Annotated in this window: 23 protein-coding genes and 1 other RNA gene; 3 read left to right on the top strand and 21 right to left on the bottom strand. The window is 72.5% G+C overall.

Annotated features, from left to right (window positions below; translation table 11 throughout):
* Positions 1–2: 2 nt before the first annotated feature.
* The 12 genes from AC2H4J_RS04090 to AC2H4J_RS04035 form a co-directional block, all read right to left on the bottom strand.
* Entirely contained in the window at positions 3–1529 is a 1527-nt protein-coding gene (locus AC2H4J_RS04090) for an adenylate/guanylate cyclase domain-containing protein (protein WP_487463548.1), read from the bottom strand.
* Positions 1530–1590: 61 nt separating this feature from the next.
* Positions 1591–2526, bottom strand: a complete 936-nt coding sequence (gene kce / locus AC2H4J_RS04085; RefSeq protein WP_487463547.1) for a 3,5-dioxohexanoate:acetyl-CoA acetone transferase — start codon at positions 2524–2526, stop codon at positions 1591–1593.
* A gap of 26 nt (positions 2527–2552) precedes the next feature.
* Positions 2553–2957 (bottom strand): nuclear transport factor 2 family protein, encoded by a 405-nt coding sequence (locus tag AC2H4J_RS04080; protein ID WP_487463546.1) that lies wholly within the window; start codon positions 2955–2957, stop codon positions 2553–2555.
* Positions 2954–3700: an SDR family NAD(P)-dependent oxidoreductase gene (locus tag AC2H4J_RS04075; RefSeq protein ID WP_487463545.1), complete on the bottom strand. Its 747-nt coding sequence runs from the start codon at positions 3698–3700 to the stop codon at positions 2954–2956. Before AC2H4J_RS04075 ends, AC2H4J_RS04080 begins: the two co-directional genes overlap by 4 nt.
* Positions 3697–4425 (bottom strand): GntR family transcriptional regulator, encoded by a 729-nt coding sequence (locus tag AC2H4J_RS04070; RefSeq protein WP_487463544.1) that lies wholly within the window; start codon positions 4423–4425, stop codon positions 3697–3699. The genes AC2H4J_RS04075 and AC2H4J_RS04070 overlap by 4 nt, the downstream gene beginning before the upstream one ends.
* Positions 4422–5483: a branched-chain amino acid ABC transporter permease gene (locus AC2H4J_RS04065; protein WP_487463543.1), complete on the bottom strand. Its 1062-nt coding sequence runs from the start codon at positions 5481–5483 to the stop codon at positions 4422–4424. The genes AC2H4J_RS04070 and AC2H4J_RS04065 overlap by 4 nt, the downstream gene beginning before the upstream one ends.
* Positions 5480–6385 (bottom strand): branched-chain amino acid ABC transporter permease, encoded by a 906-nt coding sequence (locus tag AC2H4J_RS04060; protein WP_487463542.1) that lies wholly within the window; start codon positions 6383–6385, stop codon positions 5480–5482. Before AC2H4J_RS04060 ends, AC2H4J_RS04065 begins: the two co-directional genes overlap by 4 nt.
* A 10-nt stretch (positions 6386–6395) precedes the next feature.
* Positions 6396–7610: an amino acid ABC transporter substrate-binding protein gene (locus AC2H4J_RS04055; protein ID WP_487463541.1), complete on the bottom strand. Its 1215-nt coding sequence runs from the start codon at positions 7608–7610 to the stop codon at positions 6396–6398.
* A gap of 82 nt (positions 7611–7692) precedes the next feature.
* Positions 7693–9150: an ATP-binding cassette domain-containing protein gene (locus AC2H4J_RS04050; protein ID WP_487463540.1), complete on the bottom strand. Its 1458-nt coding sequence runs from the start codon at positions 9148–9150 to the stop codon at positions 7693–7695.
* A 3-nt stretch (positions 9151–9153) separates the two neighbouring features.
* Positions 9154–10755: a bifunctional 3-(3-hydroxy-phenyl)propionate/3-hydroxycinnamic acid hydroxylase MhpA gene (gene mhpA, locus AC2H4J_RS04045; RefSeq protein WP_487463539.1), complete on the bottom strand. Its 1602-nt coding sequence runs from the start codon at positions 10753–10755 to the stop codon at positions 9154–9156.
* Entirely contained in the window at positions 10752–11669 is a 918-nt protein-coding gene (locus AC2H4J_RS04040) for a VOC family protein (protein WP_487463538.1), read from the bottom strand. The genes mhpA and AC2H4J_RS04040 overlap by 4 nt, the downstream gene beginning before the upstream one ends.
* A 4-nt stretch (positions 11670–11673) precedes the next feature.
* On the bottom strand, positions 11674–12513 hold the full coding sequence (locus tag AC2H4J_RS04035) for a fumarylacetoacetate hydrolase family protein (protein WP_487463537.1): 840 nt from the start codon (positions 12511–12513) through the stop codon (positions 11674–11676).
* 204 nt (positions 12514–12717) lie between these two features.
* Here AC2H4J_RS04035 and AC2H4J_RS04030 point away from each other — a divergent pair, with 204 nt between their 5' ends.
* Positions 12718–13761 carry an NADP-dependent oxidoreductase gene (locus AC2H4J_RS04030; protein WP_487463536.1) on the top strand — a complete coding sequence of 348 codons (1044 nt, stop codon included), beginning with the start codon at positions 12718–12720 and terminating at the stop codon, positions 13759–13761.
* On the opposite strand, the gene AC2H4J_RS04025 is transcribed toward AC2H4J_RS04030, so the two are convergent.
* From AC2H4J_RS04025 to AC2H4J_RS04000, 6 genes are all read right to left on the bottom strand, one after another.
* Positions 13716–14219 carry an SRPBCC family protein gene (locus AC2H4J_RS04025; RefSeq protein ID WP_487463535.1) on the bottom strand — a complete coding sequence of 168 codons (504 nt, stop codon included), beginning with the start codon at positions 14217–14219 and terminating at the stop codon, positions 13716–13718. The genes AC2H4J_RS04030 and AC2H4J_RS04025 overlap by 46 nt on opposite strands.
* Positions 14220–14267: 48 nt before the next feature.
* Positions 14268–14735, bottom strand: a complete 468-nt coding sequence (locus tag AC2H4J_RS04020; protein WP_487463534.1) for a LysM peptidoglycan-binding domain-containing protein — start codon at positions 14733–14735, stop codon at positions 14268–14270.
* Between the two features lie 88 nt (positions 14736–14823).
* Positions 14824–15207, bottom strand: coding sequence for a (R)-mandelonitrile lyase (locus AC2H4J_RS04015; RefSeq protein ID WP_487463533.1), 384 nt, complete (start codon positions 15205–15207; stop codon positions 14824–14826).
* A 99-nt stretch (positions 15208–15306) separates the two neighbouring features.
* On the bottom strand, positions 15307–16635 hold the full coding sequence (locus AC2H4J_RS04010; protein ID WP_487463532.1) for an FAD-dependent monooxygenase: 1329 nt from the start codon (positions 16633–16635) through the stop codon (positions 15307–15309).
* Between the two features lie 51 nt (positions 16636–16686).
* The gene (locus tag AC2H4J_RS04005; protein WP_487463531.1) at positions 16687–17820 is read right to left on the bottom strand and encodes a beta-propeller fold lactonase family protein; all 1134 of its coding nucleotides are present in this window, start codon (positions 17818–17820) and stop codon (positions 16687–16689) included.
* A gap of 86 nt (positions 17821–17906) precedes the next feature.
* Positions 17907–18404: a DinB family protein gene (locus AC2H4J_RS04000; RefSeq protein WP_487463530.1), complete on the bottom strand. Its 498-nt coding sequence runs from the start codon at positions 18402–18404 to the stop codon at positions 17907–17909.
* Positions 18405–18612: 208 nt separating this feature from the next.
* On the opposite strand from AC2H4J_RS04000, the gene AC2H4J_RS03995 reads away from it, so the two are divergent.
* Both AC2H4J_RS03995 and AC2H4J_RS03990 read left to right on the top strand, forming a co-directional pair.
* Positions 18613–20361, top strand: coding sequence for a BCCT family transporter (locus AC2H4J_RS03995; RefSeq protein ID WP_487463529.1), 1749 nt, complete (start codon positions 18613–18615; stop codon positions 20359–20361).
* Between the two features lie 16 nt (positions 20362–20377).
* Positions 20378–21469 carry an FUSC family protein gene (locus AC2H4J_RS03990; protein ID WP_487463528.1) on the top strand — a complete coding sequence of 364 codons (1092 nt, stop codon included), beginning with the start codon at positions 20378–20380 and terminating at the stop codon, positions 21467–21469.
* A 60-nt stretch (positions 21470–21529) separates the two neighbouring features.
* Here AC2H4J_RS03990 and AC2H4J_RS03985 read toward each other — a convergent pair whose 3' ends face one another.
* The 3 genes from AC2H4J_RS03985 to AC2H4J_RS03975 all read right to left on the bottom strand — a co-directional run bounded on the left by AC2H4J_RS03985 (position 21530) and on the right by AC2H4J_RS03975 (position 23746).
* Positions 21530–22498, bottom strand: a complete 969-nt coding sequence (locus tag AC2H4J_RS03985; RefSeq protein ID WP_487463527.1) for an MsnO8 family LLM class oxidoreductase — start codon at positions 22496–22498, stop codon at positions 21530–21532.
* 332 nt (positions 22499–22830) lie between these two features.
* Positions 22831–23206: a transfer-messenger RNA gene (gene ssrA, locus AC2H4J_RS03980) on the bottom strand.
* A 129-nt stretch (positions 23207–23335) separates the two neighbouring features.
* The gene (locus AC2H4J_RS03975) at positions 23336–23746 is read right to left on the bottom strand and encodes a protein-tyrosine phosphatase family protein (protein ID WP_487463526.1); all 411 of its coding nucleotides are present in this window, start codon (positions 23744–23746) and stop codon (positions 23336–23338) included.

Genomic DNA, 23746 nt, shown 5'->3' with positions numbered 1-23746 from the left:
TGTCAGTCCTCGCGCCGCACCCAGGTCCTGGTCGCCTCGTCACGGCCGCGCAGCTCGACCTCGCGGTCCCGCTGCCAGTGCGCCTGCTCGTCCTCCCGGGCCGCCCGGACGACCGGCTCGCTGGCCACCGCCCGGCCGGGATGGTCCTTGGCGAGCTCGGTCAGCCGCGCCGCCTCGTTGACCGGATCGCCGATGACCGTGTACTCGAGCCGGCTCGCGGCACCCACCTGACCCGCCCACACCCGGCCGCAGGCGACACCGACGCCCACGTCCACCTCGCCGGCTTCCTGCACGGAGTCGCAGATGCGGCGGGCTGCGCGCAGTGCCGCCCCGGCCGGGTCCGCGTGGTCGGTCGGTGCGCCGAACACGCAGAGCGCGGCGTCGCCCTCGAACTTGTTGACCAGTCCGCCGCCCTCCTCGACCGCGTCGACCACGACCTCGAAGAAGCGGTTGAGCAGGCCCACCATCTGCTCCGGTCCGGTCCGGCGGACCAGCGAGGTGGACCCGGCGATGTCGACGAACAGCGCCGCGACGGTGCGCTCGGAGCCGCCCAGGGACACCCCGCTGGCGAGTGCCTCCTGGGCGACCGACGTACCGACGTGCCGGCCGAAGAGGTCCCGCATGCGCTCCCGCTCGGCGAGGCCCGCGGCCATGCTGTTCACGCCCTCCTGGAGGAGCCCGATCTCCCCGGCGTCGTCGACGACGACGCGCACGTCGTAATCCCCCTCGCCCACCCGGCCGACCGCCTCCCGCAGGTCGCGCAGGGGCTGCCCGACCGCGCGGGCGGTGAGCAGCGTGGCCAGACCGCCGACGAGCACCGCGACGACGACGAGGAAGACGACGGCGGCCCGGCCCGGTCCGCGCGGGTTGCTGGGGTCCAGGTACAGCAGGGCGACGCCGGCCATCGGCACCGCGCTGGTGAGGCCCCACGTCAGGAGGAGGCGGGGCCGGACGCCGAGGGTGAGCGCGCCGTCCGGCGGATGCGCCGCCAGCGCGATCGCGGTGACGGCGCGCGCCGCGCGGGCGACCAGCAGGTAGGTGACACCGGCGGTGGCGATCCCGCCGAGGAGCGTGGCGACGCCGGTGCGCAGCCCGACCCGCCAGTCGGGGAAGGCCACCGCCGAGACGACCCCGATGACCGCGGCGCCGACCAGCCAGACGACGCCCGCCACCAGGGCGGTCTCGACCGGGAGTCGCAGGGCGTGCGCGGCCTCGTCGCCGGAGGGTTCGCGGCGGCCCATCAGCCACCGGTTGGTCACCCGCTGCCGGCGCAGCCCCACCAGCACCGCCGACGGCAGGGCGACGACCAGGTAGGCGGCGACGGCGATCAGCACCGGCGTCCGGCCGTCGCTGCCGCGGCCGTCGTCGACGCCGATCAGCAGCATCGTCACCGTGGCGACCCCGACCAGGTTGGCGACGAGCACCAGCAGGACGATCGCCGGCACCACCACGCGGCCGGTCGGGGCCCAGTAGGCCCAGCGGTCGTCGTGCCGGACGGTCTCCGGGTCGCTGCCGTCGCCGCTGGTCACCGGATCATGATCGCGGACGGCGGGGCAGGACGCCGACCGCCGTCCCCCGGACGGGGCCGGGTCAGACCTTGAGGGTGCCGCGGCCCTTGAGCTTGAGCATCGTCCGCGCCTCGTCCGGCGTGGCGATCTCGTGCCCCAACTCGGTCAGCACCCGCGCCACCTTGGCCACCTGCTCGGCGTTGGTCTCCGCCAGCCGTCCCCGCCCCAGGAAGAGGTTGTCCTCCAGGCCCACCCGCACGTTCCCGCCCATCAGTGCCGACGCGGTCACGAACGTCATCTGGTGCCGCCCCGCACCGAAGGCGGACAGCTGGTAGTCCTCGCCGAACAGCTTGTCGGCGATGCTCACCATGTGGGCGAGGTTGTCGACGTCCGGGCCGATCCCGCCGAGGATGCCGAAGATCGCCTGGATGAAGAACGGGGGCTCGGCCAGCCCCTTCTCCACGACGTGGGCCAGGTTGTACAGGTGGCCCACGTCGTAGCACTCGAATTCGAACCGGGTGCCGCGCTCCCGCCCGAGCTGCTGCAGCGTCGCCTCGATCTGGTCGAAGGTGTTGGCGAAGATGTTCCCGCTGCTCCCCAGCACGTAGGGCTTCTCCCAGTCGTACTTCCACTCGCGCTCCCGCGCCGCCGCGCCGGAGAAGTCGAAGTTGATCGAGCCCATGTTGAGCGACGCGAGCTCCGGCTCGAAGGTCAGCGCCGCGGCCAGCCGCTCCTGCACGGTCATGGTGATCGCGCCGCCCGTCGTGATGTTGATGACGGCGTCGGTGTCCTGTGCCAGTGCCGAGACGAACGGCCGGTACACCTCGGGGTCCGGGGACGGGCGGCCGTCCCGCGGATCGCGGGCGTGCAGGTGCAGCACCGCGGCTCCGGCCTCGACCGCTCCCTTGCCCTGCTCGATCATCTGCTCGGCGGTCACCGGCAGCCCGGGCGACATCGACGGCGTGTGCACCGACCCCGTCAGTGCGCAGGAGATGATCGTCTTCGCGGCTCGCTTCACGGGTGCTCCTCGTTGGGGGTTCTGGCTCAGAAGTCGGTCACGATGGAATGGCGCAGGACCCGCCACCCGCCGTCGACGGGGACGACGACCTGCTCGAGCCGCCCGCTGGTGGCGATGCGCGGGCCGGACTCGGAGGGCTCGAGCCGGAAGTAGTAGACCGACGCGCCGTAGCGCCCGTCCGCGTCCGGTCCGTCCACCAGCAGGTTGGTGGCGTGGTGCTTGGTGCTCCGCCGGCCATCGGCGGTCGGGGCCGGCTGCCGCGCCTCGTAGACCGCCCTGATGGCGGCCGGGTCGCTGACCTCCTGCGCGCCCGCGACCACCGTCGCGCCCTCGAGGACGGCCATGACCTCGTCGAGGTCGCACCGGTCGCAGGCGTCGAAGTACCGGGCGACGTGAGCGAGCAGCGAGGTGTGCACCTCGGCGTCGGTCATGACGTGCCGACCGTCGCCGCGGCGCGGTCGGCGATCACCCGCGCGCCGACCGGCACGACGTCACCGTTGGCTGCGCCCTCGATCGCCGTCCAGATGTGCTCCGCGCAGGTCTCCGGGGTGGCGAACTCCCCCGCCGCCTCGACCTGGCGGAAGTAGTGGACCAGTGGGACCTCGTCCGGATTCCGGGTCATGACGCTGCGCACGACATCCGTGAGCACCGCGTAGGGCACCACGGTGATCACCCGGTTGCCCGTGCCGTCCTGCTCGGCAGCGGCGATGCGGCCCCAGTGGTGCAGACCGTCCTTGCCCGCGCAGTAGTGCGCCAGCCCGGTCGTGTCCTTCCCCGCCGCGGGGGATCCGCACAGCACGAGCGTGGCCCGGATGCCGCGCTCCCGGCAGGCCCGCAGGAACGCCTGCCCGAGGGCCATCCCCGACGCCGCGTTGAGGATGACGACGGAGGCGTACTCGCCCGGGTCCAGGTCGGCGACCCGACCCACCGGGTCGCTGGTGCCGGCGCAGTGGAAGAAGACCGCGTGCGCCGGCTGCTCCGCGTCGAGGGCCGCCTCGATCGCGGCGACGACGGCGGGCCACTGGGCGGCGTCGCCGAGGTCGGCCCCCGTCCAGTGGCCGGCGGAGGGGCGGCGGCTGAAGGTGTGGGGCTCCCCGATGCCTGCCGGGATCTGGCCGAGGAACGCGGCGCCGATCCCGCTGGAGGCACCGGTGACGAACAGGGACGTGGTCACTGCGCCGACTCCTCCTCGAGCAGGACGTCGGTGGTGTGCGCGATGTGCGCCGCCAGGCGGCGCTGCGCCAGCTCGCCGTCGCCGAGCTGCACCGCCTCCACGATCGAGCGGTGCTCACCGGCGATGTCCCGGCCCTTGCTGCCGGGCATGGGAACGGACCACCGACGGTAGAGATCGCCCGCGTCGCGCAGGGACTGCGCGATCTCCAGCAGCCGGGCATTGCCGCACGCGGCCAGCAGGTGGTGGTGGAACGCCGCATGCACCCGAGACCAGTCCTCGCTCATGACCGGCGGGTCGCCGGGCTGGTACGTCTCGGTGTTCTCGAGCAGGTAGTGCGCGGCCACGAGGCCGGAGCGCCACTCGACGTCGCCGCGCTCGACCGACCGACGCATCGCGAGGGTCTCGATGTCCAGCCGCACCTCGGTCAACTCCAGCAGATCCGCCCGGGAGATCGGGACGACCTGGAAGCCCTGCTGCGGCTGGGCATTGACCAAACTCTGCTCGGCCAGCCGGGTCAGCGCCTCGCGCACGACGCTGACACTCACTCCGTAGTCCTGCGCCAGCGCCGCCGGGCCCAGCTTCTCCCCCGGACGCAGCTCTCCGCTGAGAATGCGCTCGCGGACCGCGTCGTAGACCTCGATCGCCCGGGTCTTCGCCTTCCGCTCGGCCACGGGCATCGCCACCAGCCGCCCGTTCCCCGGTTCCGTAGTCACCACGATCGTCACGACCCTCCGCTCGTTCCTGCGCGGCTCACATCATCGCCGTACGCATTCGCGGTGACCTGCTCCGGCAGGTCCGGGCCTGTCGGACGCGCGCCGGGGTCCGTCCCGGTCGACGGGCGGCGCAGGCCGGTCAGCGCCGCCATCGCGCTGCGGAGCAGCCCGACGATCCCGCCCGGGGCGGCGACGATGACGGCGATGACGAGCACGCCGCTGAGGAGCGCCTGGAGCACCGGCTGGCCGTCGAGCGCCCGGTTGACCAGGTAGTAGATGACGAACGCCCCGATCACCGGACCGGTGACCGTGCCCATGCCGCCGACGATCACCATGACGAGGGCGGTCACCACCCACTGCAGGCTGAACATCGAGTTCGGCTCGATCGACGCCTGGTTGATGGCGATCGCGCCGCCCATCAGCCCGGTGAGGAGCCCGCTGAGCACGAGGGCCTGCCGCTTCACGCTGCGCGTGGGCACCCCGAGAGCCGCGGCCGCCCCTTCGTCGTCCCGCACGGCCATCAGCCGCAGGCCGAACGTCGAGCGCAGCACCAGCATGGTGACCACGCAGGTCAGGACCGCGAGCGAGGCGATGAGCTGGAACTTCAGGGCGCGGTCGGGCAGGGCGGACAGCGGCATGTTGAGCCCGCGGCTGGCGCCGGTCCAGTTCCAGGTGACCATCCAGGCGAGGGCGATGAGCGCGACCGCGGAGGAGCCGATCGCGAAGTACACCCCCGACAGCCGCAGCAGTGGGTAGGACACCAGCCACGCCAGCGCCGCGGAGAGCACCCCGCCGACGACGAGCGCGATCGGCCAGGACAGGCCGCCCTTGGCGACGACCATGGCCAGCGTGTAACCGCCGGCGCCGACGAACACCGAATGGCCCAGGGACAGCTGCCCGTTGATCCCGCCGACGATGTTCCACGCCTGCGCGACACCCACCCAGATCAGCAGGTTCAGCAGGATCTCCTGCGTCCCCCGGGGCACGTTCCCCGGGATGAGCAGGAGCACTCCGAGGACCAGGACCCAGCCGGCCAGGCCGAGCGCCGTCCTCCTCGACGAGCCGGTCACGCGGCCACCTCCTTCGGTACCGGACGGCGGGGGCTCCGCGTCGCGCGGCGTGGGGCGCCCAGCAGTCCCTGGGGACGGACCAGCAACAGGACGAGCAGCAGCACGTTGACCGCGATCGGCGAGTACACCGGTCCGACCAGCCCGCCGACCGCGGCCGAGACGACACCCACGAGGACACCACCGAGCAGGGTGCCGGGGATCGACCCGACACCGCCCATGACGACCACCGTGAACCCGAGGACCAGGAGCGGCAGGCCGCCGTTGGGCTCCACCGAGAAGGCGGTGCCGTAGACGATCCCGGCCAGCGCCGCGATGGCGGCAGCGGCCCCGAACGTGAGTGCGTGCATGCGCGGGATGTCGATCCCGAGCGTGCTCGCCGTCGCGGGGTCCGCCGCGGAGGCACGCAGCGCCGAGCCGAACCGGGTGCGGGTGAGCACCACCTGCGAGGCGGCGATGACCACCACGGCCAGCCCGAACGCGACGAGGTTGACCGTCTGCACCGTCAGGCCGGCGACCGTGAACCCGCTGCTCCCCCACGGCGCCGAGAGCGACCGCGGCGTGGTGCCGAACCCGAAGGTGAACAGCCCCTGACCGATCAGCAGCAGGCCGAACGTCGCGACCAGCGGCGCCTCCATCGACGTGCCGACCAGCCGCTGCAGCAGCAGCCGCTGGATGAGCGCGGCGACCAGGAAGACCACCGGCCCGACGACGACGAAGCTGAGCAGCGGGTCGACCGGGATCACCCGGGCGACCAGGATCGCGACGTACGCGCCGGCCAGCACGAGGACGCCGTGCGCCAGGTTGACCACCCGCATGATCCCGAACACCAGGGACAGGCCCAGGGCCACCAGGGCGTAGAGCCCGCCCAGCAGCGCCCCGTTCAGCAGGGCTTCGACGGTCATGGCCGGAGCCTCAGCCCGCCTGGCCGGGCACCAGCAGCTTGCCGGCCGCCTCGTCCGCCGGCCACACGATGACCTGCGAATCGCCCTGCCACTGCACCGCGCTGGCGGGGATGACCGCCCGGTGGTTGTCCTCGAAGGTGATGTTCGCCAGCACGGTCTTCAGATCCTTGGTCTTCCCCAGCGCCTCGTTGATCGCGTCGGGGTCGGTGCTGCCGGCCCGCTCGATGGCGTCGGCGAGGATCTGCACCATGGCGTAGGCGGAGACGAGCGACTGGGTGCCGAGACCGTCGCCGAACTTCGACTTGTTGGCGTCGTAGAGCTTCTGGCCGCCGACGTTGCCGTTGTCCGGCGTCCACCAGCCGAACACCGACGCCCCGTTGGCGAGCTCACCCACGGCCTGCGGGAAGCCGACCGTGCCGCCCTTCTCCGGCCAGGCCGTCTTCGGCGCGTAGCCCAGGGCGTTCATCTGCTTCCACAGTGCCGCGGCGTCCGGCGGGATCACCTGCGCGATCATCACGTCGGCGTCGGCGTCCTTGGCCGCCTGCACGAACTGGCTGAAATCGGTGGTGCCGACGGGGAACTTCGCGTGGTAGGCGATCTCGTAGCCGTACTTGGGCGCCTGGGCCTCCCAGAGCGCGCCCATGGCCTCGCCGTCCTCGGCCGTGTCGGTGAACAGCGCGACCCGCTTGTTGGTCTGGACGAGGTCGGAGGCCTGGAAGTTGACCGCCGTCTGCTCCTTCTCGTCGATGAAGACGTCCCAGGCGTACTTCCATCCGTCCTTGCTGGCCTGCAGCCATGCCCCCGTCGGCGTCAGTCCCGACACCGCAGGAACCTGCTCCTGGTTGGCGACGATGGAGAAGGGGATGGTGATCGGCGGGGTGGCCGAGCCGAGCAGGGCGACGGCGCCCTCGTCGTTGATCAGCGAACGCGTCGTGGAGGTGACCAGGGTGGGGTCGGACTTGTTGTCCTTGATGACGAGTTCGAGCTTGCGCTTCTGACCGTCGACCTCGACTCCGCCGTCGTCGTTGATCGCCTTCACCGCCTGCTCGTAGCCGGCCTTGAGCGAGGGGCCGAACACGCCGAGCGGGCCGGTCAGCGAGATCGATGCGCCGAGGACGACCGCGTCGCCCGAGGAGCCTCCACCGCCGTCACCGCCACAGGCCGCGAGCAGGGTGGTCAGCGCCGCGCCTGCGGCGACGACGGCCAGGGTCTTCCTACGCTTCATGGGAATGGCCTTTCTCGGACCGCGGTCGACCCACGGCGGACGGGAGGGAGAAGTGGTGTGCGACTGCTGGAGTGCGGGAGTGCTAGCGGGCAGCGCCGAAGTAGGCGGCGGAGAGCCGATCGGCGTCGTCGAGGGCCTGGGGAGGCCCGTCGTAGGTGACCCGACCCCGGTCGAGCACGTACGCGTGGTCGGAGATGGAGAGGCTGCGGTGCGCGTTCTGCTCGATCAGCAGGACGGAGGTGCCGGCGTCCCGGATGCGGCCGACCGCCTCGTACACCGCGTCGACGGCGACCGGGGACAGGCCGAGTGAGGCCTCGTCGAGGATCAGCAGCCGCGGGTCGGACATCAGCGCGCGGGACATGGCGAGCAGTTGCTGCTGCCCCCCGCTGAGCGTGCCGGCCGTCTGGTCGCGGCGTTCGGCGAGCAGCGGGAAGAGCCGGCAGAGCTCGTCGGCCCGGGCGGCCCGATCGGGGCCGGCCAGGGTGTACCCACCGAGCAGGAGGTTCTCCTCCACGGTGAGCTCGCCGAAGATCTTGCGTCCCTCGGGACAGCAGGCGACCCCGCGCGTCACCCGCCGGTGCGGCGGCAGCGCGTTCACCACGGCGCCGGAGACGCGCACCTCGCCGCCGGCGGCCGGGAGCAGGCCGGTGATGACCCGGGTCATCGTGGTCTTGCCCGCCCCGTTGGCACCGAGCACGGAGACGACCTCGCCGGGCTGGACGCGCAGGCTGACGCCGTCGAGGGCGACCGCCTTGCCGTAGCGCGCGGTGACCCCGTCGAGCTCCAGCAGCGGAGGCTCGGTGGAGACACGCCCGGGACGCTCCCCGCTGCGCGCGGTGGGGACGCCCTCGCCCAGGTAGATCGACCGGACGACGGGATCGGCGGCCACCTGGTCGGGGGTGCCGCTGGCGACGACCTTGCCCCAGTCGATGACGACGACCCGCTGGGCGAGTTGGCGGATGACCGTCTCGACGTGCTCGACGACGACCAGCGCCACCCCCTCGGCATGCACCTTGCGGACGATGTCGATCATCTGCTCGGTCTCGTGCGCCACCAGCCCCGCGCCCACCTCGTCGAGGAAGAGGACGCGCGGGTGCAGGGACAACGCGCGGGCCAGCTCGAGGCGCTTCAGGTCGAGGAGACCGAGGCTCTCTGCCGGCCGGTGGGCCTTCTCGGCCAGGCCGCACAGTCCCAGGACGTCCATGTCCCGCATCCGGTCACCCCGCGCGAGGGAGCCGACGCGGATGTTCTGCTCGACGGTCAGCCTTAGGAACGGCCGCGGCACCTGGTTGGCCAGGGCCACTCCCGACCGGGCGATCCGGTGGATCGGCCAGCCGAGCACCGACCGTCCGTCGAGCAGCACGTCGCCGGAGTCGGGCCGGATCTCCCCGAGCAGGGTCTTGAGCAGCGTGCTCTTGCCCGCGCCGTTGGGACCCATCACCCCCACCACGTCGCCCGCCTCGATCCGGAGATCCAGGCCGTCGAGGGCGGTGACGCCCCCGAAGCGCTTCGTGAGGCCCCGGGCCTCCAGCAGCGGCACGGCTCAGCCCACGGGTGCGTCAGCGCGCAGGGACGACCGCAGGGACGACCGCAGCGTGCGCAGCACGTCGTCCAGGCCGGTGGCCGGGCTCGCGTCGTAGACGTAGAAGTCCGGACGGACGACGACGGCATCGGCCGCGAGCTCGTCGAACCACGCCCCGTAGGTGCCCTCGTCGTCGGACACCGGCGCGCCGTCGCCGATCTCGACGAAGCGGACGCCGTAGTCCTCCGCCCACGCGCGGGTCTCCCCGTCGAGCGCGGCGAGGGCGCCGGGTCGGCCGAGCACGGTCCAGCCGTAGCCGAAGAGGTCGTCGAAGCGGCCGCTCCGTCCGTCGACCGTGACCCGCCCCTGGTAGGAGGTGAACCCGGCCTCCGGGTGCGTGCCGATCAGGCCCGGGCCCAGGTGCGGCGGGGGCGGGGGCGGCGGTGCCAGCGACGGGTCGGCGAGACCCGCCATCATCTGCTGGTCCCGGGCCGCTGCGGCCTCCGGGTCGCTGACGCAGATGACCTGGCCGAGCCCCATCGACATCTGGATGAAGTAGCGGACGTGTTCCAGGCGCTCGGGCCCGTAGGTGTCCAGCAGCCCGTCGTCGGCCGCACCCCGCAGGACCGCGTCGAGCTTCCAGGCCAGGTTGTCCGCGTCCCGGATGCCGGCGCACATGCCCTGGCCCGCGAACGGCGGCATGAGGTGCGCGGCGTCGCCGGCGAGGAAGAGCCGGCCGTCCCGCCAGTCGTCGGCCCAGCGGGCCCGGAACCGGTAGACGACGTGCCGCTCGAGGTCGGAGTTCTCCGGGGTGAGCCCCCACTCCGCGAGCCGGCGCCAGGCCGTCTCCGGGGTGTTGAGCTCCTCGATGGTCTCCCCCGGCATGCGCATGAACTCCCAGCGCCGGCGGTGCGGCGCCCCGCCCGGGACGACGGTCGTCGGGCCCTCGGGACGGCACCACTGCCACGCCGGGGGGTCGAAGTGCATGGGCTCGTGCGGCAGCATGTCCACGATCAGCCAGTCGAACTCGAAGCCGAGGTCGGTCATCGAGACGTCCATCCGGCTGCGCACGAACGAGTTGGCCCCGTCGGCACCGATGACGTACGTGCCGCGGAAGGTGCGGGTCTCGGCATCCGGACCACCGTCGGTCCGGCGAGCGCGCACCGTGGCGCCGTGCTCGTCCTGGGCGACGTCGACCGCTTCCCAGCCGCGGAAGACCTGCGCGTGCTCCTCCGTGCAGACGATCTTGTCGATCTCGCGCTCGAGGTCGGGCTGGTTGAAGAAGTTGGACGTGTGCCAGCCGGACCGCCCGGTGCCCTTCCAGTCCAGCTCGAGCAGGGTCTCCTTGTTCGCGTTGACCCACCGGTAGGTGTTGTCGTACTGCTGGATCACCGGGTTGGTCTCGGAGTCCAGGCCGATGCTCTGGAACAACCGGGCGACCTCGTCGTCGAAGTGCACCGCGCGCGGGAAGGCGTACGCCCCCGGGAACCGCTCTATGCACGCCGACGTCCAGCCCTGGCGGCCCAGCTTGTAGGAGAGGTACTGACCGACCGGGCCGAAACCGACGATGACGACGTCGACCTCGACATCGGCCTGCGCGCTCGCGTCCACGGCGCCGCTCATTTCGAGTGCGCCCCGGTCATCATGGCCGCGACGTCCTCGGGGTTGAGGAAGGACGGCGACGGCGGCGGGCCCCAGCGGAACAGCCCGCGGGCGCCCTCGACGGCCTCCGGCTGCCACAGGGAGTCGTCGACGATGCAGTCCATGTCGGAGTAGTACTCACTGAACGTGCCCGAGGGGTCCTTCAGGTACCAGAAGAAGTTCGACCCGGCGTAGTGCCGGCCGAGGCCCCAGGCGTGCCGCTCCGGGTGGTCCTCGAGCATCGACATCGCGCCGCGCCCGATGGCGTCGACGTCGTCGACCTGCCACGACGTGTGGTGCGGGAAGGTGATCGGCGCCGGCATGATCAGCAGGTTGTGGTGGTCGGTGCTGCAGCGCATGAACGCCCCCACCCCGGCCCGGTCGCTGACCTTGAACCCGATGCCCTCGTTGAAGAACCGCGTCGAGGTCTCGGCGTCCGGGCTGCCGAGCACCACATGCCCGAGGCGGCGCGGCTGCACGCGGTCGTCGGTGGAGGCGCCGTAGGCCCGTTCGCCGGTGCGGACGATGCTGCCCGGCCCGTTGTACTGCGGGTGCGGCTGGGCCGGCTGCTCGACGCGCGCCTCGACGGCGACGACGACACCGGTGCCGGTGGCCGGGTCCGCGGTCTCCAGCCGGTCGTCCTCCAGCGTGTGCGCCACGCCCAGCCGGGTCAGGCTGGCCGCGATCCGGCCGAGGTCGTCGGCGTCGTCCGCACCGACGGTGACCGTCGAGATCCGGCGGAACGAGCCCTCCTCGACCGTGAGCTGGCGACCGCCGTCGGTCGTGGAGAAGGACCGGTCACCGTGGTGGGTGAGGCCGAACTCCTCGTAGTAGGAGACGACCTCGTCGACGTTGGGCACCTGCAGGACGAACGAGCTCAACCGGTGGAGAGCCATGGCGTCACGCTCCGGGGTTCACGAGGGTGGTGGACAGGTCGCCGATGCCCTCGATGGTGCTCACGAGGGTGCCCGGCTGCAGGAATCGCTGCGGCGTGCGGCCCATGCCGACGCCCTTGGGGGTACCGGTGAAGATCAGGTCGCCGGGGTAGAGGGTCAGTGCCTCCGACAGCCGGGCGACCAGTTCGGGCACCGAGAAGATCAGGTCCCCCGTGCGGCCGTCCTGGAGGACCTCGCCGTCCAGCGCGCAGCTGATGGCGAGGTCGTCCTTGTCGGCGAACTCGTCGGGGGTCACGACGACGGGGCCGACGGGGCTGAAACCGGGGTAGGACTTGCCGAGGGAGAACTGCGGGGCCGGTCCGCGCGTCTGCACCGCCCGCCACGACAGGTCCTGACCGATCGTCAGGCCGGCCACGTGGTCCCAGCCCTTCTCGGCCGGAACCCGGTGGCCCTCCTTGCCGATGACGACGACGAGCTCCACCTCCCAGTCGACGTTGTCGCTCGGCAGCTCGACGACGGCGTCGGGGCCGGCGAGGGAGGACTGGAACTTGGCGAAGACCACCGGGTGCTCCGGGATGGCGAGGTTGCTCTCCATGGCGTGCTCGCGGTAGTTGAGGCCGATGGCGACGACCTGCCGCGGGGCGGGGACGGGGATCCCCAGGCGGCCGGTCACCCGCGGCGCGTCGGCGGGGAGGCCGTCGGCCACCCACGCGCGGAAGTCCTCCCAGCGCGCGTAGATCGCCTGCGGATCGGGCGAGAACCGCCCGCCACTGGCCTCGGCGACATCGATCCATTCGTCGCCGTCGGCAACTGCCAGCCGCCCGTCCACGTTCGCAAGCCGCACGAAGCCATCTCCTCGAGTTGTTTCCATCCGCTCCGCCGATCAGAGGACGGCGCCGGACGTGTGTGGGGCAGTGAGCATGATCACCGCCGTGGTCTGGTTCACACTCAAGCACGGCTAGGATCGATCGCGCAAGGAAAAAACGATTCCAAGCCAGAAAAGTCGATTTCACTCGCGGTGCGCGGACGCACCGTCACGGAGGACCCCATGCGTACACCGGACGACGCCCCGCTCGAGCCGATGCCACCGGCCCGCCAGCGACTGGTGGTCCTGGCCTCTCGCCCGTCCGGCATCCCCCAGGCCGAGCACTTCGCGCTCGTGGAGGGCGACGTGCGGGCACCGGGCCCGGAGGAGCTCCTCGTCCGCAACGAGTTCCTGTCCGTCGACCCGGGCATGCGCGGCTGGGTCAACGAGGCCGCGAACTACTCCAACCCCGTCCCGCTGGGCGGGGTGATGCGCTCGTTCGCCGTCGGCACCGTCGTCGCCGGCGCCGGCGGCGGGTACCGGGTCGGCGACCGGGTGATGGGCAGCTTCGGCTGGCAGGAGTTCGCGACCGTCCGCCCCGAGGCGGTCCTCCGCCGCGTGGACGAGGAGGGTTTGTCGCCGTCGCTGGCCCTCGGCGTGCTCGGCCTGACCGGGGTGACGGCGTGGATCGGGATCAACCAGGTGATCCGCCCCGTGGCCGGGGAGACCGTCGTCGTCTCCACCGCCGCGGGGGCGGTGGGCTCGGTGGCCGGGCAGCTCGCCCGGCTCGCGGGCTGCCGCACCGTGGGGATCACCGGCGGCCCCGAGAAGGTGCGCATCTGTCTCGATGACTTCGGGTTCGACGCCGCCGTCGACTACCGCTCCGCCACCTTCGCCGCAGACCTGGCCGCCGCCGTACCCGACGGCGTCGACGGCTACTTCGACAACACGTCCGGAACCGTCACCGACACCGTGCTGCCACTGATCAACGTCAGGGCACGCATCGCGGTCTGCGGGACCGCAGCTGTGTCGAGCTGGGAGCCGTGGCCTGCCGGACCGCGCGTGGAGCGTCATCTGCTGACCAAGCGGGCGCGGATGGAGGGCTTCCTCTTCTTCGACCACCAGGAGCGGATGGGCGCGGCCGTCGCCGAGCTGGCGGAACTCGTGCGGGCGGGGCAGGTCCACCACCGGGAGGACGTGCTGGAGGGACTGGAGACCGCGCCGGACGCCATCGCCGGCATCTACCGGGGTGAGAACCTCGGCAAGCGGGTGATCCGCCTCGGTTGACCTGGGCTCAGCTGCCGCCCTCGAGGCGGGCGCGGAGCGCGGCCAGGTCCTTCCGGTTGGCCCGGCGCATCGCGGCCGACAGGAACGGCCCGGCCACCGTGGAGAAGCCGGCGGGGCAGGCCGCGGTTGCGCAGGGTCATCCGCGTGGCGCCGGTGTCCAGCGCCTGCCAGCTGTAGGTCGTCTCCATCGGGAAGGGGCCGTCCGCTGTCCGCATGACCAGGCGCTCGTTCGGCACCAGCTCGACGACCTCGTAGGTGTAGGCGAGCCGGCGGCCGAGAAAGCGGGCGACGAAGTCCATGCACGAGCCGACGGCGACCGGCGGCGGCGTCCGCCACTCGACGGAGTCGATGTTCACGTACCACTGCGGCGCGTTGCCCGGATCGCCGGCGAAGGCGGCGACCTCCGCCGCCGGACGCGGGATCACCGTCTCGGTCACCACGTCGACGGTCCCGGCCATTCGTCACCTCCTGGCGGGAATCGTCGCGCGCGCGGGCGGAGTCGGCGACTAGAGAGGCACGCGCAGCACCTGACCGACCTGGATCCTGTTCGGGTCACGGAGCCGGCTCGCCGCGGCGATCTTCGCGACGGTCGACCCGGTCGCCTGGGCGATGGCGCTGACCGTGTCGCCGCGGACCACCTGGTGGAGCTGGTAGCCCTCCATGCCGCCGATCACGATGATCGGCACGGATTGGGTGTCCAGCCCGGCGTCGCGCACCCCGCGGGGGTCGTCGCCGGCCAGTTCGAACGTGGCCTCGCCGATGAAGTCGGTGTCGACCGGCGCCTCGTGGACGAACGACTCCAGCAGCCCCATCGATCCCGCGGTGAACGACCCCTCGGCGAGCACGCCGTCCGGGGCACGGATCACCCAGCCGTAGGTGGCCTCGAACGCCGTCCCGAGGGCGGCGATGGCCACCCTGCGGCCGACGAGGTCCCACGGCTGCGGCTGCCTGAGCTGGATTCCGTAGAGGTCCATCGCGACTCCCGGGGAAGGGGACGTGGCGCCGCCCACTTGTCCCGCCGTCGCCGCGGCGGTACAAGACCGATCGGGCTCACCGCGCGGGTCAGGCGGGGTCGGGGTAGCCGTACTCCTCGTCGGTGACCAGGTCGCCCCAGCTGGTGTCGTCGCCCTCCCAGATGGCGGTGTGCACCATGAACCGGTCGGGTGCGGCGCCGTGCCAGTGCTCCTCGCCGGGCGGCGTCCAGATGACGTCGCCGGGGCGGATCACCTGGACCTCCCCGCCGCGCGCCTGGATCAGGCCGACGCCGTCGGTGACGTGCAGGGTCTGGCCCAGCGCGTGCGAGTGCCAGGCGGTGCGGGCACCCGGCGCGAAACGCACGGTGTTCACCCGGGCGGTCTGGCTGCGGGCGATGACGTCGAAGTGCACGTCGCCGGTGAACCACTCGGCGGGGCCCTTGACCGTCGGCTGCGGAGGCAGGAATTCCATCGTCTTCTCTCTCGTGCCGGCTTCGGGACGCCGTCCAGCAAACCCCCTTCCGTGGGCCCGTAGCAGTGTGTGCCGAGCGGGGGTACCGGCAGTACCCCTCTACTTCCCCACCGCGGCCGCGATGATCTCCCGCAGTTCGGCCCGGGATGGTCCGGCCGGGTGCGGCGCCCGCCAGCCGGTGGCGTACACGGCACGGGCGATCGGCTCGACCGGGTCCAGCGACGACGGGAGCTCGAGCATCGACAGGTAGCCACCGGTGCGCGCCATGATCGCGGGGTCGGCAGCCGCGGCGGCGAGGATCAGGTCCGACGGCAGGCGCCGCGTGAGGTCGACGTCCCCGCCCTCCCATCGGCGGACGGTGTCGGCGTCCATCGCCACGTGGTCGGCGACCCACGGCCGCATGGTCTGCTCGCACCAGGCGTCGAACGGCTCCGCGATGGCGGCCGGGTCGTCGCCGCTGTCGACCAGGGCGAGCAGCCGGAGGACCTGCGCGAACGTCGTCGTCACGCCGCGGCCGAAGATCGGCGTGGTCGTGGCGACCGAGTCGCCGACGCTGACCAGGCCCGGGGCGCACGGCCGGCCGTCACGTGTCTGCTGACCGCGGTAGGCGTTGCGCAGGGGGCCGCCGGGCAGGACGTCGGTGATCGGCTCGGCGCGCGCGGGGTCGGTCCACGCGGCGAGGCCGTCCACCGCCCGGCAGGCGGCGTCGAACGCGGCCGCGTGCCTGAGGTCCTTCAGGGCCGCGTCGGCGGTGGGCCGGATCAGCACGACCGAGAACTGGCCGCGTTCGTGCAGGAACACCAGCACCTGCCAGCCGTCGAGGTCGGCCTGCCAGGCGAGTGGATCGGTCATCGGTCCGGGGTCGCACCCGTCGTGCAGCCGGTACTGGCGGTCGACGTAGGCCATGCCGCACGGGCCCCCGACGGTCGCCCGTGCCCGCACCTCGTCGACGGCGCGGCCGGAGCGCCCCGCAGCGTCGATCACGAGATCGGCCTCGAGCGGCATGCGGTCGACCACGAGGCCGCGGACGCGACCGTCCGGCGCCAGGACGCCGTCCACGTGGCCCCGCCGGACGGTCAGGCCCCGCACCCTCGCTGCGGTGGCTCGCAGCGCGCGCTCGAAGGTGTCCCGGCTCGACCGGTGCCCCGCGGGTACGACGCCCATGCCCGGGACGTCGAACGTGACCGGCTCGGCCCCCAGATCGAGCCACGCCTCCAGAGCGGCCGGCCACTCCCGGCCGAGCGCGAGGCCGACCTGCGTCCGGAACGTGTGCGCGTGGTGGAACTGCATCACCCCGGGTCGGCTCCAGTGACCCTGCGGCGGCGGCCCGGTGTCCCGGTCGACCGCCACGACGTCGTGGGCCCGGCCCGCCAGGGCGGCCCCGAGGAACAGGCCGGCGGGACCGGCCCCGATGATCGCCACCCGCATGGCTCGGCAGGGTCTTCCCGCCGAGCCGGCCGCGTCAACGGATTTCGCGGTTCAGCCGGTGGCCGTGTCCAGCGGCCGCACGGTGCCCTCGTCGAAGTCCGTGACGAACGCGCGGCGTCCGTCGGGGGTGACGGCGATGCTCGTCGGGCTCGCACCCGTCGGGATCCGCGCCGTCACGGCCCCGGTCGACACGTCGACCGCCGCGACGGTGCCGTCGTTCACGTCGGCCGTGTAGAGGTGCTTGCCGTCGGGCGCGTAGGTGACGTCCTGCGGGCCGGCGCCGACCGCGGGCACGGTGCCGACGACGGTGTTGCTGGCCGGGTCGATGAGCCGCACGTCGTCCCCCGCGTAGTCGACGACCGCGATCCGGGACCCGTCCGGGGACATCTCGAGGCTGTGCGGCCCGTTGCCCACCGGGATGGTCGCGACCACGGTGTTCTGCGGGACGGCGAGCACCGTCACCAGGTTCGAGAAGTGGTTGGTCGTGTAGGCGAACCGGCCGTCGCGAGTGAAGACGATCCAGTGCGGGCAGGGCGCGGCCGGGATCCGGTCCACCATCGCGCCGGTCGCCGTGTCCATGACGTCGAGGTGTTCCTCGTCGTAGTACGGCACGTAGAGCAGCCGGCCGTCGGGAGTGGTCGCGGCGGCGTAGGGCCCCCGCCCCACCGCCAGCGCGGCGGTCGGCGTGTCGGTCGCGGTGTCGATCGTGACGAGGAAGTCGACGCCGAAGTCCGGGGTGTAGGCCGAGACGTACGCGCGCCGCCCGTCCGGGGAGAACGTCAGCATCTGTGGTGGCGCCTCCGGGATCGCGATCGTCGCGGTCACCGTGGCCGTCGCGGTGTCGAACCGGAACACCGCAGCTGCCCCGGGGTCGGCGATGTAGGCGAAGCGGCCGTCCGGGGCCATCGCGATGAAGTGCGGCGTCTTGCCGACGGGGACCGGTTGACCGGCCACCGGAATCGGCGAGCTCGCGGCCGGGACTCGCGTCGCGGTGCGCGTCGCCGAGGTGCCGGGGGCGGCGCTCGACCTCGCCTGCTGCTCACCCTCCGTGCGGCCGGGTCCGCGGGTCCAGAGCACGGCGGCGACGGCGAGTCCCGCAACCACGACGAGGCCGGCCGCGACGACGAGGAGCCGATGGGCCCGCCGCCGACGGTGCTTCCCGTGGGTGCTGTGCCGAAGGTCCATGAGGTTCCCGATCCGGCCGAGGCGCCCCCGTGCATCGAGGGAGGGGCTACCCCGCGGCGGGACGGCTCCACCCCGCCACCGGCGTGTCATCCGGCGAGCAGTTGCTCCCGCAGGATGTCGGCGTGCCCGCAGTGCTGAGCCAGCTCGCGCAGCAGGTGCAGGTAGACCCAGCGCAGCGGCAGGGGTCCGCGGCGGTTACCGCGCAGGAGGTCGTCCAGACCGAGGGTGGACGTCGTCCGCCGGGATGCCTCGCACGCCTCCCGGTGGGCCCGCCGGACCGACTCGATCGTGTCGCCGTCGTCGAGGACGAACGACTCGTCGGGCGTCGCCGGAATGCCGATCTCGGCACGCGTCCGGCAGGTGACGGCCTCGTCGAACCAGACCTTCTCGACGAAGGCGGCGTGCTTGACGAGCCCGAGTAGCGTGGTCCGGGAGGGCACAAGCGTGCGGCGGGCCTGGTCCTCGGTCAGCCCGTCGAGGCAGTCGTGCAGCGCACGACGGTGCTCGTCGAGGAAAGCCTCGAACTGCTGCTGCAGCGGCCGGTCGATCACGTCCTCGGCGAACGTGGGCGGGAAGACGGTCACCGCCCGAGCGTGCCACGGGCGGAGTGTCCGCGTCGCCGTCCTCCGGGCGGGCGACATCACGTTTGGCATCGGCCGGCGACACCAACCAAGACCAGAGCCGCCGTGGAGCCCCCGGACGGCTCCACGAGCGAAACCGGCTGAACCGTCGGCCGGTACCCCCTTGCGCACCGAACGGAGGGGCGCCCCCGCGTGGGCGCCGAACGCACCTGTGACGACGACACCCACTGCACCGACCGACCCGACCGGGCCCGGTGGCGGTCCGCCGACGGACGACGCACTGCACCCCGCCATCGCCGAGGCCCCGCTCCCGGTGGCCGACGAGAGGGCCGTCCTCGACCGCGGGGTCTTCGCCGTCGCCGCGGTGCTCGCGCTGGCGTTCGTCGCCTGGGGGTTCGTGAGCCCGAGCGGACTGGGCTCGGCCAGCGGCAGCGCGCTCACCTGGATCGAGAAGAACCTCGGCTGGTTGTTCGTGACCCTCGCGTCGGCCTTCGTCGTCTACGTGCTGTGGCTGGCGGGGAGCAAGTACGGGCGCATCCCGCTCGGCCGCGACGACGAGCAGCCGGAGTTCCGGACCGTCTCGTGGATCGCGATGATGTTCAGCGCCGGCATGGGCATCGGGCTGATGTTCTACGGCGTCGCCGAGCCGCTGACGCACTACGTCACCCCGCCGCCCCGGACGGTGGAGGGTGAGACCCCCGAGGCCATCCAGACGGCGATGGCCACCACCCTGTTCCACTGGACGCTGCACCCGTGGGCGATCTACGCGGTGGTGGGTCTCGCGATCGCCTACGGCACCTTCCGCCGCGGCCGCAGGCAGCTGATCAGTTCGGCGTTCGAGCCCCTGTTCGGCCGGCGCCGCACCGAGGGCCCGGCCGGGAAGCTCATCGACGTCCTGGCCATCTTCGCCACGCTCTTCGGCTCGGCCGCATCCCTCGGCCTCGGGGCGCTGCAGATCGGCAGCGGCATCGAGATCCTGGGCTGGGCCGGCGAGGTCGGGAACGGCGTCCTGGTCGCCATCATCGCGGTGCTCACCATCGCCTTCGTCGCCTCGGCCGTGTCCGGCATCGCCAAGGGCATCCAGTGGCTGTCCAACGTGAACATGGTCCTGGCGGTCGTACTCGCGGTCTTCGTGTTCGTGGTCGGACCGACCGTGCTGATCCTCAACCTCGTGCCCGGGGCGATCGGCAGCTACTTCTCCGACCTCGCGCAGATGGCCTCCCGAACGGAGGCCAGCGGCGGTGACCCGATGGCCGAGTGGATGCGCGGGTGGACCGTCTTCTACTGGGCCTGGTGGATCTCCTGGACGCCGTTCGTCGGTGTCTTCATCGCCCGGATCAGCCGTGGCCGCACCATCCGCCAGTTCGTCACCGGCGTCCTGCTCGTGCCGAGCGTGGTCACGCTGATGTGGTTCGCCATCTTCGGCGGGGCCGGCATCGCCGCGCAGCGGGACGGCCTGGACGTCGCCGGGCAGTCCACCTCGGAGGGCCAGCTGTTCGGGGTGCTCGAGCACTACCCGCTGGCGACCGTGATGACGGTGCTGGTGATGGTCCTCGTGGGGATCTTCTTCGTCTCCGGCGCCGACGCCGCCTCGGTCGTCATGGGCTCGCTGTCCGAGCGAGGCACCCTGGCGCCGAGCCGGCGGACGGTCGTCTTCTGGGGCGTCGTGATGGGTGCGGTGGCGGCGGTGATGCTGCTGGTCGGCGGGGACAAGGCCCTCGCCGGGCTGCAGAACCTGACGATCATCGCGGCGCTGCCGTTCGCCCTGGTCATGGTGGGCCTGGCCGTCTCGCTCGCCAAGGACGTGCGCTCGGACCCGCTCGTGCTGCGCCGCACCTACGCCACGGAAGCGGTCGAGCAGGCCGTCGTCGACGGCATCACCCGGCACGGGGACGACTTCGCGTTGGTGGTGGAGGCGACCTGCGACACCGACTCCGGTCCGTCGCGTCGCACCGGCTAGACCCGCGGTGAGCCGGATGGGGGAACTGCTGCGCGAACCGTGGGTGCAGCGTGGTGTGCGGGCGGCGTTGGCGGCGGCACTGGCCTGGCAGGTGGCCGTGCTGCTGCCGCCGCCGCTGGCCGCCTACGCGTACTACGCCCCCCTCGGCGCGGTCATCGCCGTGCACCCGACCGTCGCCGACTCCGCGGCGGCGGCGTGGCGGACGGTGCTCGCGATCCTGCTCGGCTTCGCTCTCGCGGTGGGGGTCTACGGACTCGCCCACGCGTTGCCGGGTGCGGCCACCATCGCCCTCCTCGTGGCGCTGGCGATCGGCGTGGAGCAGTGGCGGCCGCTGCGCGAGCAGGCCAGCTGGGTCAGCTTCGCCGCCGTCCTCATGATCACCGTCGGCTCTGCGGACCCGGGTGAGTACGCCCTCCGCTACGCCGGGCTGACCCTGCTCGGGGCGGCCATCGGGGTCGTGGTCACCACGGTGCTCTTCCCGCCCCTGCAGCTCACCACCGCCGTGCGGCGGATCGCGACGACGCGCGAGCTGCTCGACCGGCACCTGCAGGACATCGCCGCCGGCCTGCGCCGCGGGGAGGTACCCAGCCCAGGGGAGTGGGCGCGGCGCGGGCACGACCTCGAGGTCGCGCTGGACCGCATGCGGCACGCCGAGAGCGTGGTCGAGCGGGCGCGACGGGCCAACCCTCGCGCACGCCGCTGGGGAGGCACGGCCGCAAGCATCCGGGAGCAGTCCCGCGCGCTGGACCGGGTCGCCGTCCTGGTCGACGACCTGACCATGCTCGTCGTCGAGTTCCAGCCGCACCGTCGGGGGATCGACCGGATCGACGGCGGCACGGGATGGGTGCTGGCCGATGCGCTGGACAGCCTGGCGCGCGTCGTCCGCACGCCGTACCGCACCGCCGCGGACCCGCAGACGTCCGACGAACGGGACCTGGCCCTGGCAGCCGCCGAGTCCTCCCTGCGGCGGTTGACGACGCTGCTGCGCACCTCCGAGGTCGCCGACGACGAGGGCTTCTTCGCACTGGGCGCGGTCACGATCGGCATGTACCGCTCGCTGGACACTCTCCGGTCCGCCGACGAGAGGGCTTCGGCGACGGCGGTCTGACGACTCCGACCCGGACCGAGCCCTCGCAGGACCGCCTGGCCGGGCGCGAGCTCAACTCGATCAGGCCAGCAGCCCCGCGAGCAAGGCGTCGGAGTCGGCGAGCGCCGCGCGATCGTAGGTGGCGCCGGTGGCGAGCAGTTCGTCGGCGCCGGTGCGATCGGCGAGCTGCTCGAGGCGGCGGCGGACCGTCTTCGGACTGCCGGTGGTGACAGCGTCGAGGGCGCGCTCGACTCGCCCGGCGAGCTGGTCGTCCCAGCGCTGGTCGCGGGTGGTCGCCACCGGCTCCAGGGCGTCGAAGACGCCGGTGCGCCGCGAGCGGACCATCGCCCACACTTCGGGGAGCGCCAGCTCGCGGGCGTCGGCATCGGTGTCGGCGACCAGCAGGTCGAGCGAGACCGTGACGTGCGGACGGCTATCCCGATGTGCACGGAAGTCGTGGCGGTACGCCGCGAGCAGGTCCGCGAGGTCGGGCCGGTCGAGCACCGGACCACCCAGCACGACCGGGAGTCCGAGCCGGGCGGCGACCTCGATCCCGCGGCCAGTGGCCAGCACGAAGAGCGGGACGGGCGCCTCGGCGACCGGGTGGGCGGTGACCGGTGCGGTCCGCTCGACGTAGCCACGGAGTTCGACGATGTCGTCGGCGAACGTGTCCGGCTCATCGCCGGAGCGACGCAGAGCGCGGCGCACGGGCGCGGTGAAGCCGAGCGAGCGGCCCACGCCGAGGTCGATCCGGCCCGGATGGAGTCCGGCCAGCATCAGGAACTGCTCGGCCACGATGAGGGGCTGGTGGTTGGGCAGCATCACCCCGCCCGACCCGAGGCGGATCGTTGCCGTGTGCGCCCCGACCGCCGCCAGCAGCACCGCCGGCGCTCCGGACGCGATACCCGGCCAGCCGTGGTGCTCGGCCACCCAGATCCGGTGATAGCCGAGCCGCTCCGCCACGACTGCCCGCTCCACGGTGTGCGTCAGGGCGGCCCCCTCGGGAAAGCCGGCACGGGTGCGGGAGCGGTCGAGCAGCGAGAGCCTCACATCAGCAGCCAACCTCGGACGCCCGGTTCGGCTTCCGGCCGTAATTCCCCGGCGCGAGCATCGCCCGCAACAGACGCCTCCGAGCCACCCCGCCTGGCTCATCGTCCCCTGGGCGAGGGCGAAGGTGAGCTGCTCTACAGGCAGGACGACGTCTTCCCGGGGTAGCCCGTCGACGCCTCACGGGTACGGCTCGAAGGTCGGCGCGACGGGCGCAGACGCACGTAGGGCCCGGTCGGTTGACCGGGCCCTACGTGGTGGAACGGGGGTTCACCGGGGGTTCTCTCCGAGCGCCGGTTCGCGGAAACGAATCCAGGCTTTCGAGGAAAACCCCGTGGTGGAGGTGGCGGGAATCGAACCCGCGTCCTTCGACGCATCACCAGGGCTTCTCCGAGCGCAGTCCGCGTTGCCTCTGCTCGACCCCACCGATCATGCAGACAAGTCGGTGTGACGGGCCCAGTCACTGTTTGGTGTCCCGCGCGCGCCCGTGACCGGCACGCGCAGTGAGTCATCTAGCTGATGCCAGGATCCGGGCCGATGACGAACCCGGGCTGACAGCGACGCCTAGCTGCCGTCAGGCAGCGAGGGCGTACGCGCGCTGATCAGAGTCGGCGCTTGTGTGTTTTGCAACGGATGGTTAACGAGCTCATCGTTGCCTTCCTCGGCTCGCTTCCCCTGGTCACCCGACCGAAGTCGAGACCATTCACCCCCTGTGTAGTTGTGCAGAGAGCCTAACGGTTGCGGCCGCGAACGTGTTCCCCCGTCCGAGGGTGTCCTGGCGGAGCAGGGTGCGGCGATGCGCGGTTCGAGCGTCCGGAACTGCGCATCAGCGCCCGATGCTCAGCGCACCCGACGCAGCCACGACCGCTGCCAGGGCGTCTCGACGGCCTTGCGGTGATAGTTGGCGCGTACCCAGTGGACGGCGTCCCCCGGGGTCAGCCCGTCGAGGACCGCGAGCGCGGCCAGCGCCGTCCCGGTGCGGCCCACTCCCCCGCGACAGGCGACCTCGACCCGCTCGCCGGCGCGCGCCCGACGACGGACCTCGTGCAGCGCGTCGAGCGCGTCCGCGGTGTCCGACGGCACCCAGAAGTCGCGCCACCGCACCCGCCGGTGCGGCCAGTCCGGCACCGGTCCCCCGGCCAGCACCAGGGTGAAGTCGGCAGGTGTCGGCGCATCCCCGAGCCGGCGGCCGCGCACGAGCCCGCCCCCGGGCAGCCGGACGACGCAGCGCTCCTCCGCCCAGCCGGTCAC

This window comes from Blastococcus sp. OS1-29 (assembly GCF_057628075.1).
The sequence above is the reverse complement of the archived record's forward strand: the minus strand, read 5'-3'. Positions and strand labels throughout refer to the sequence as shown.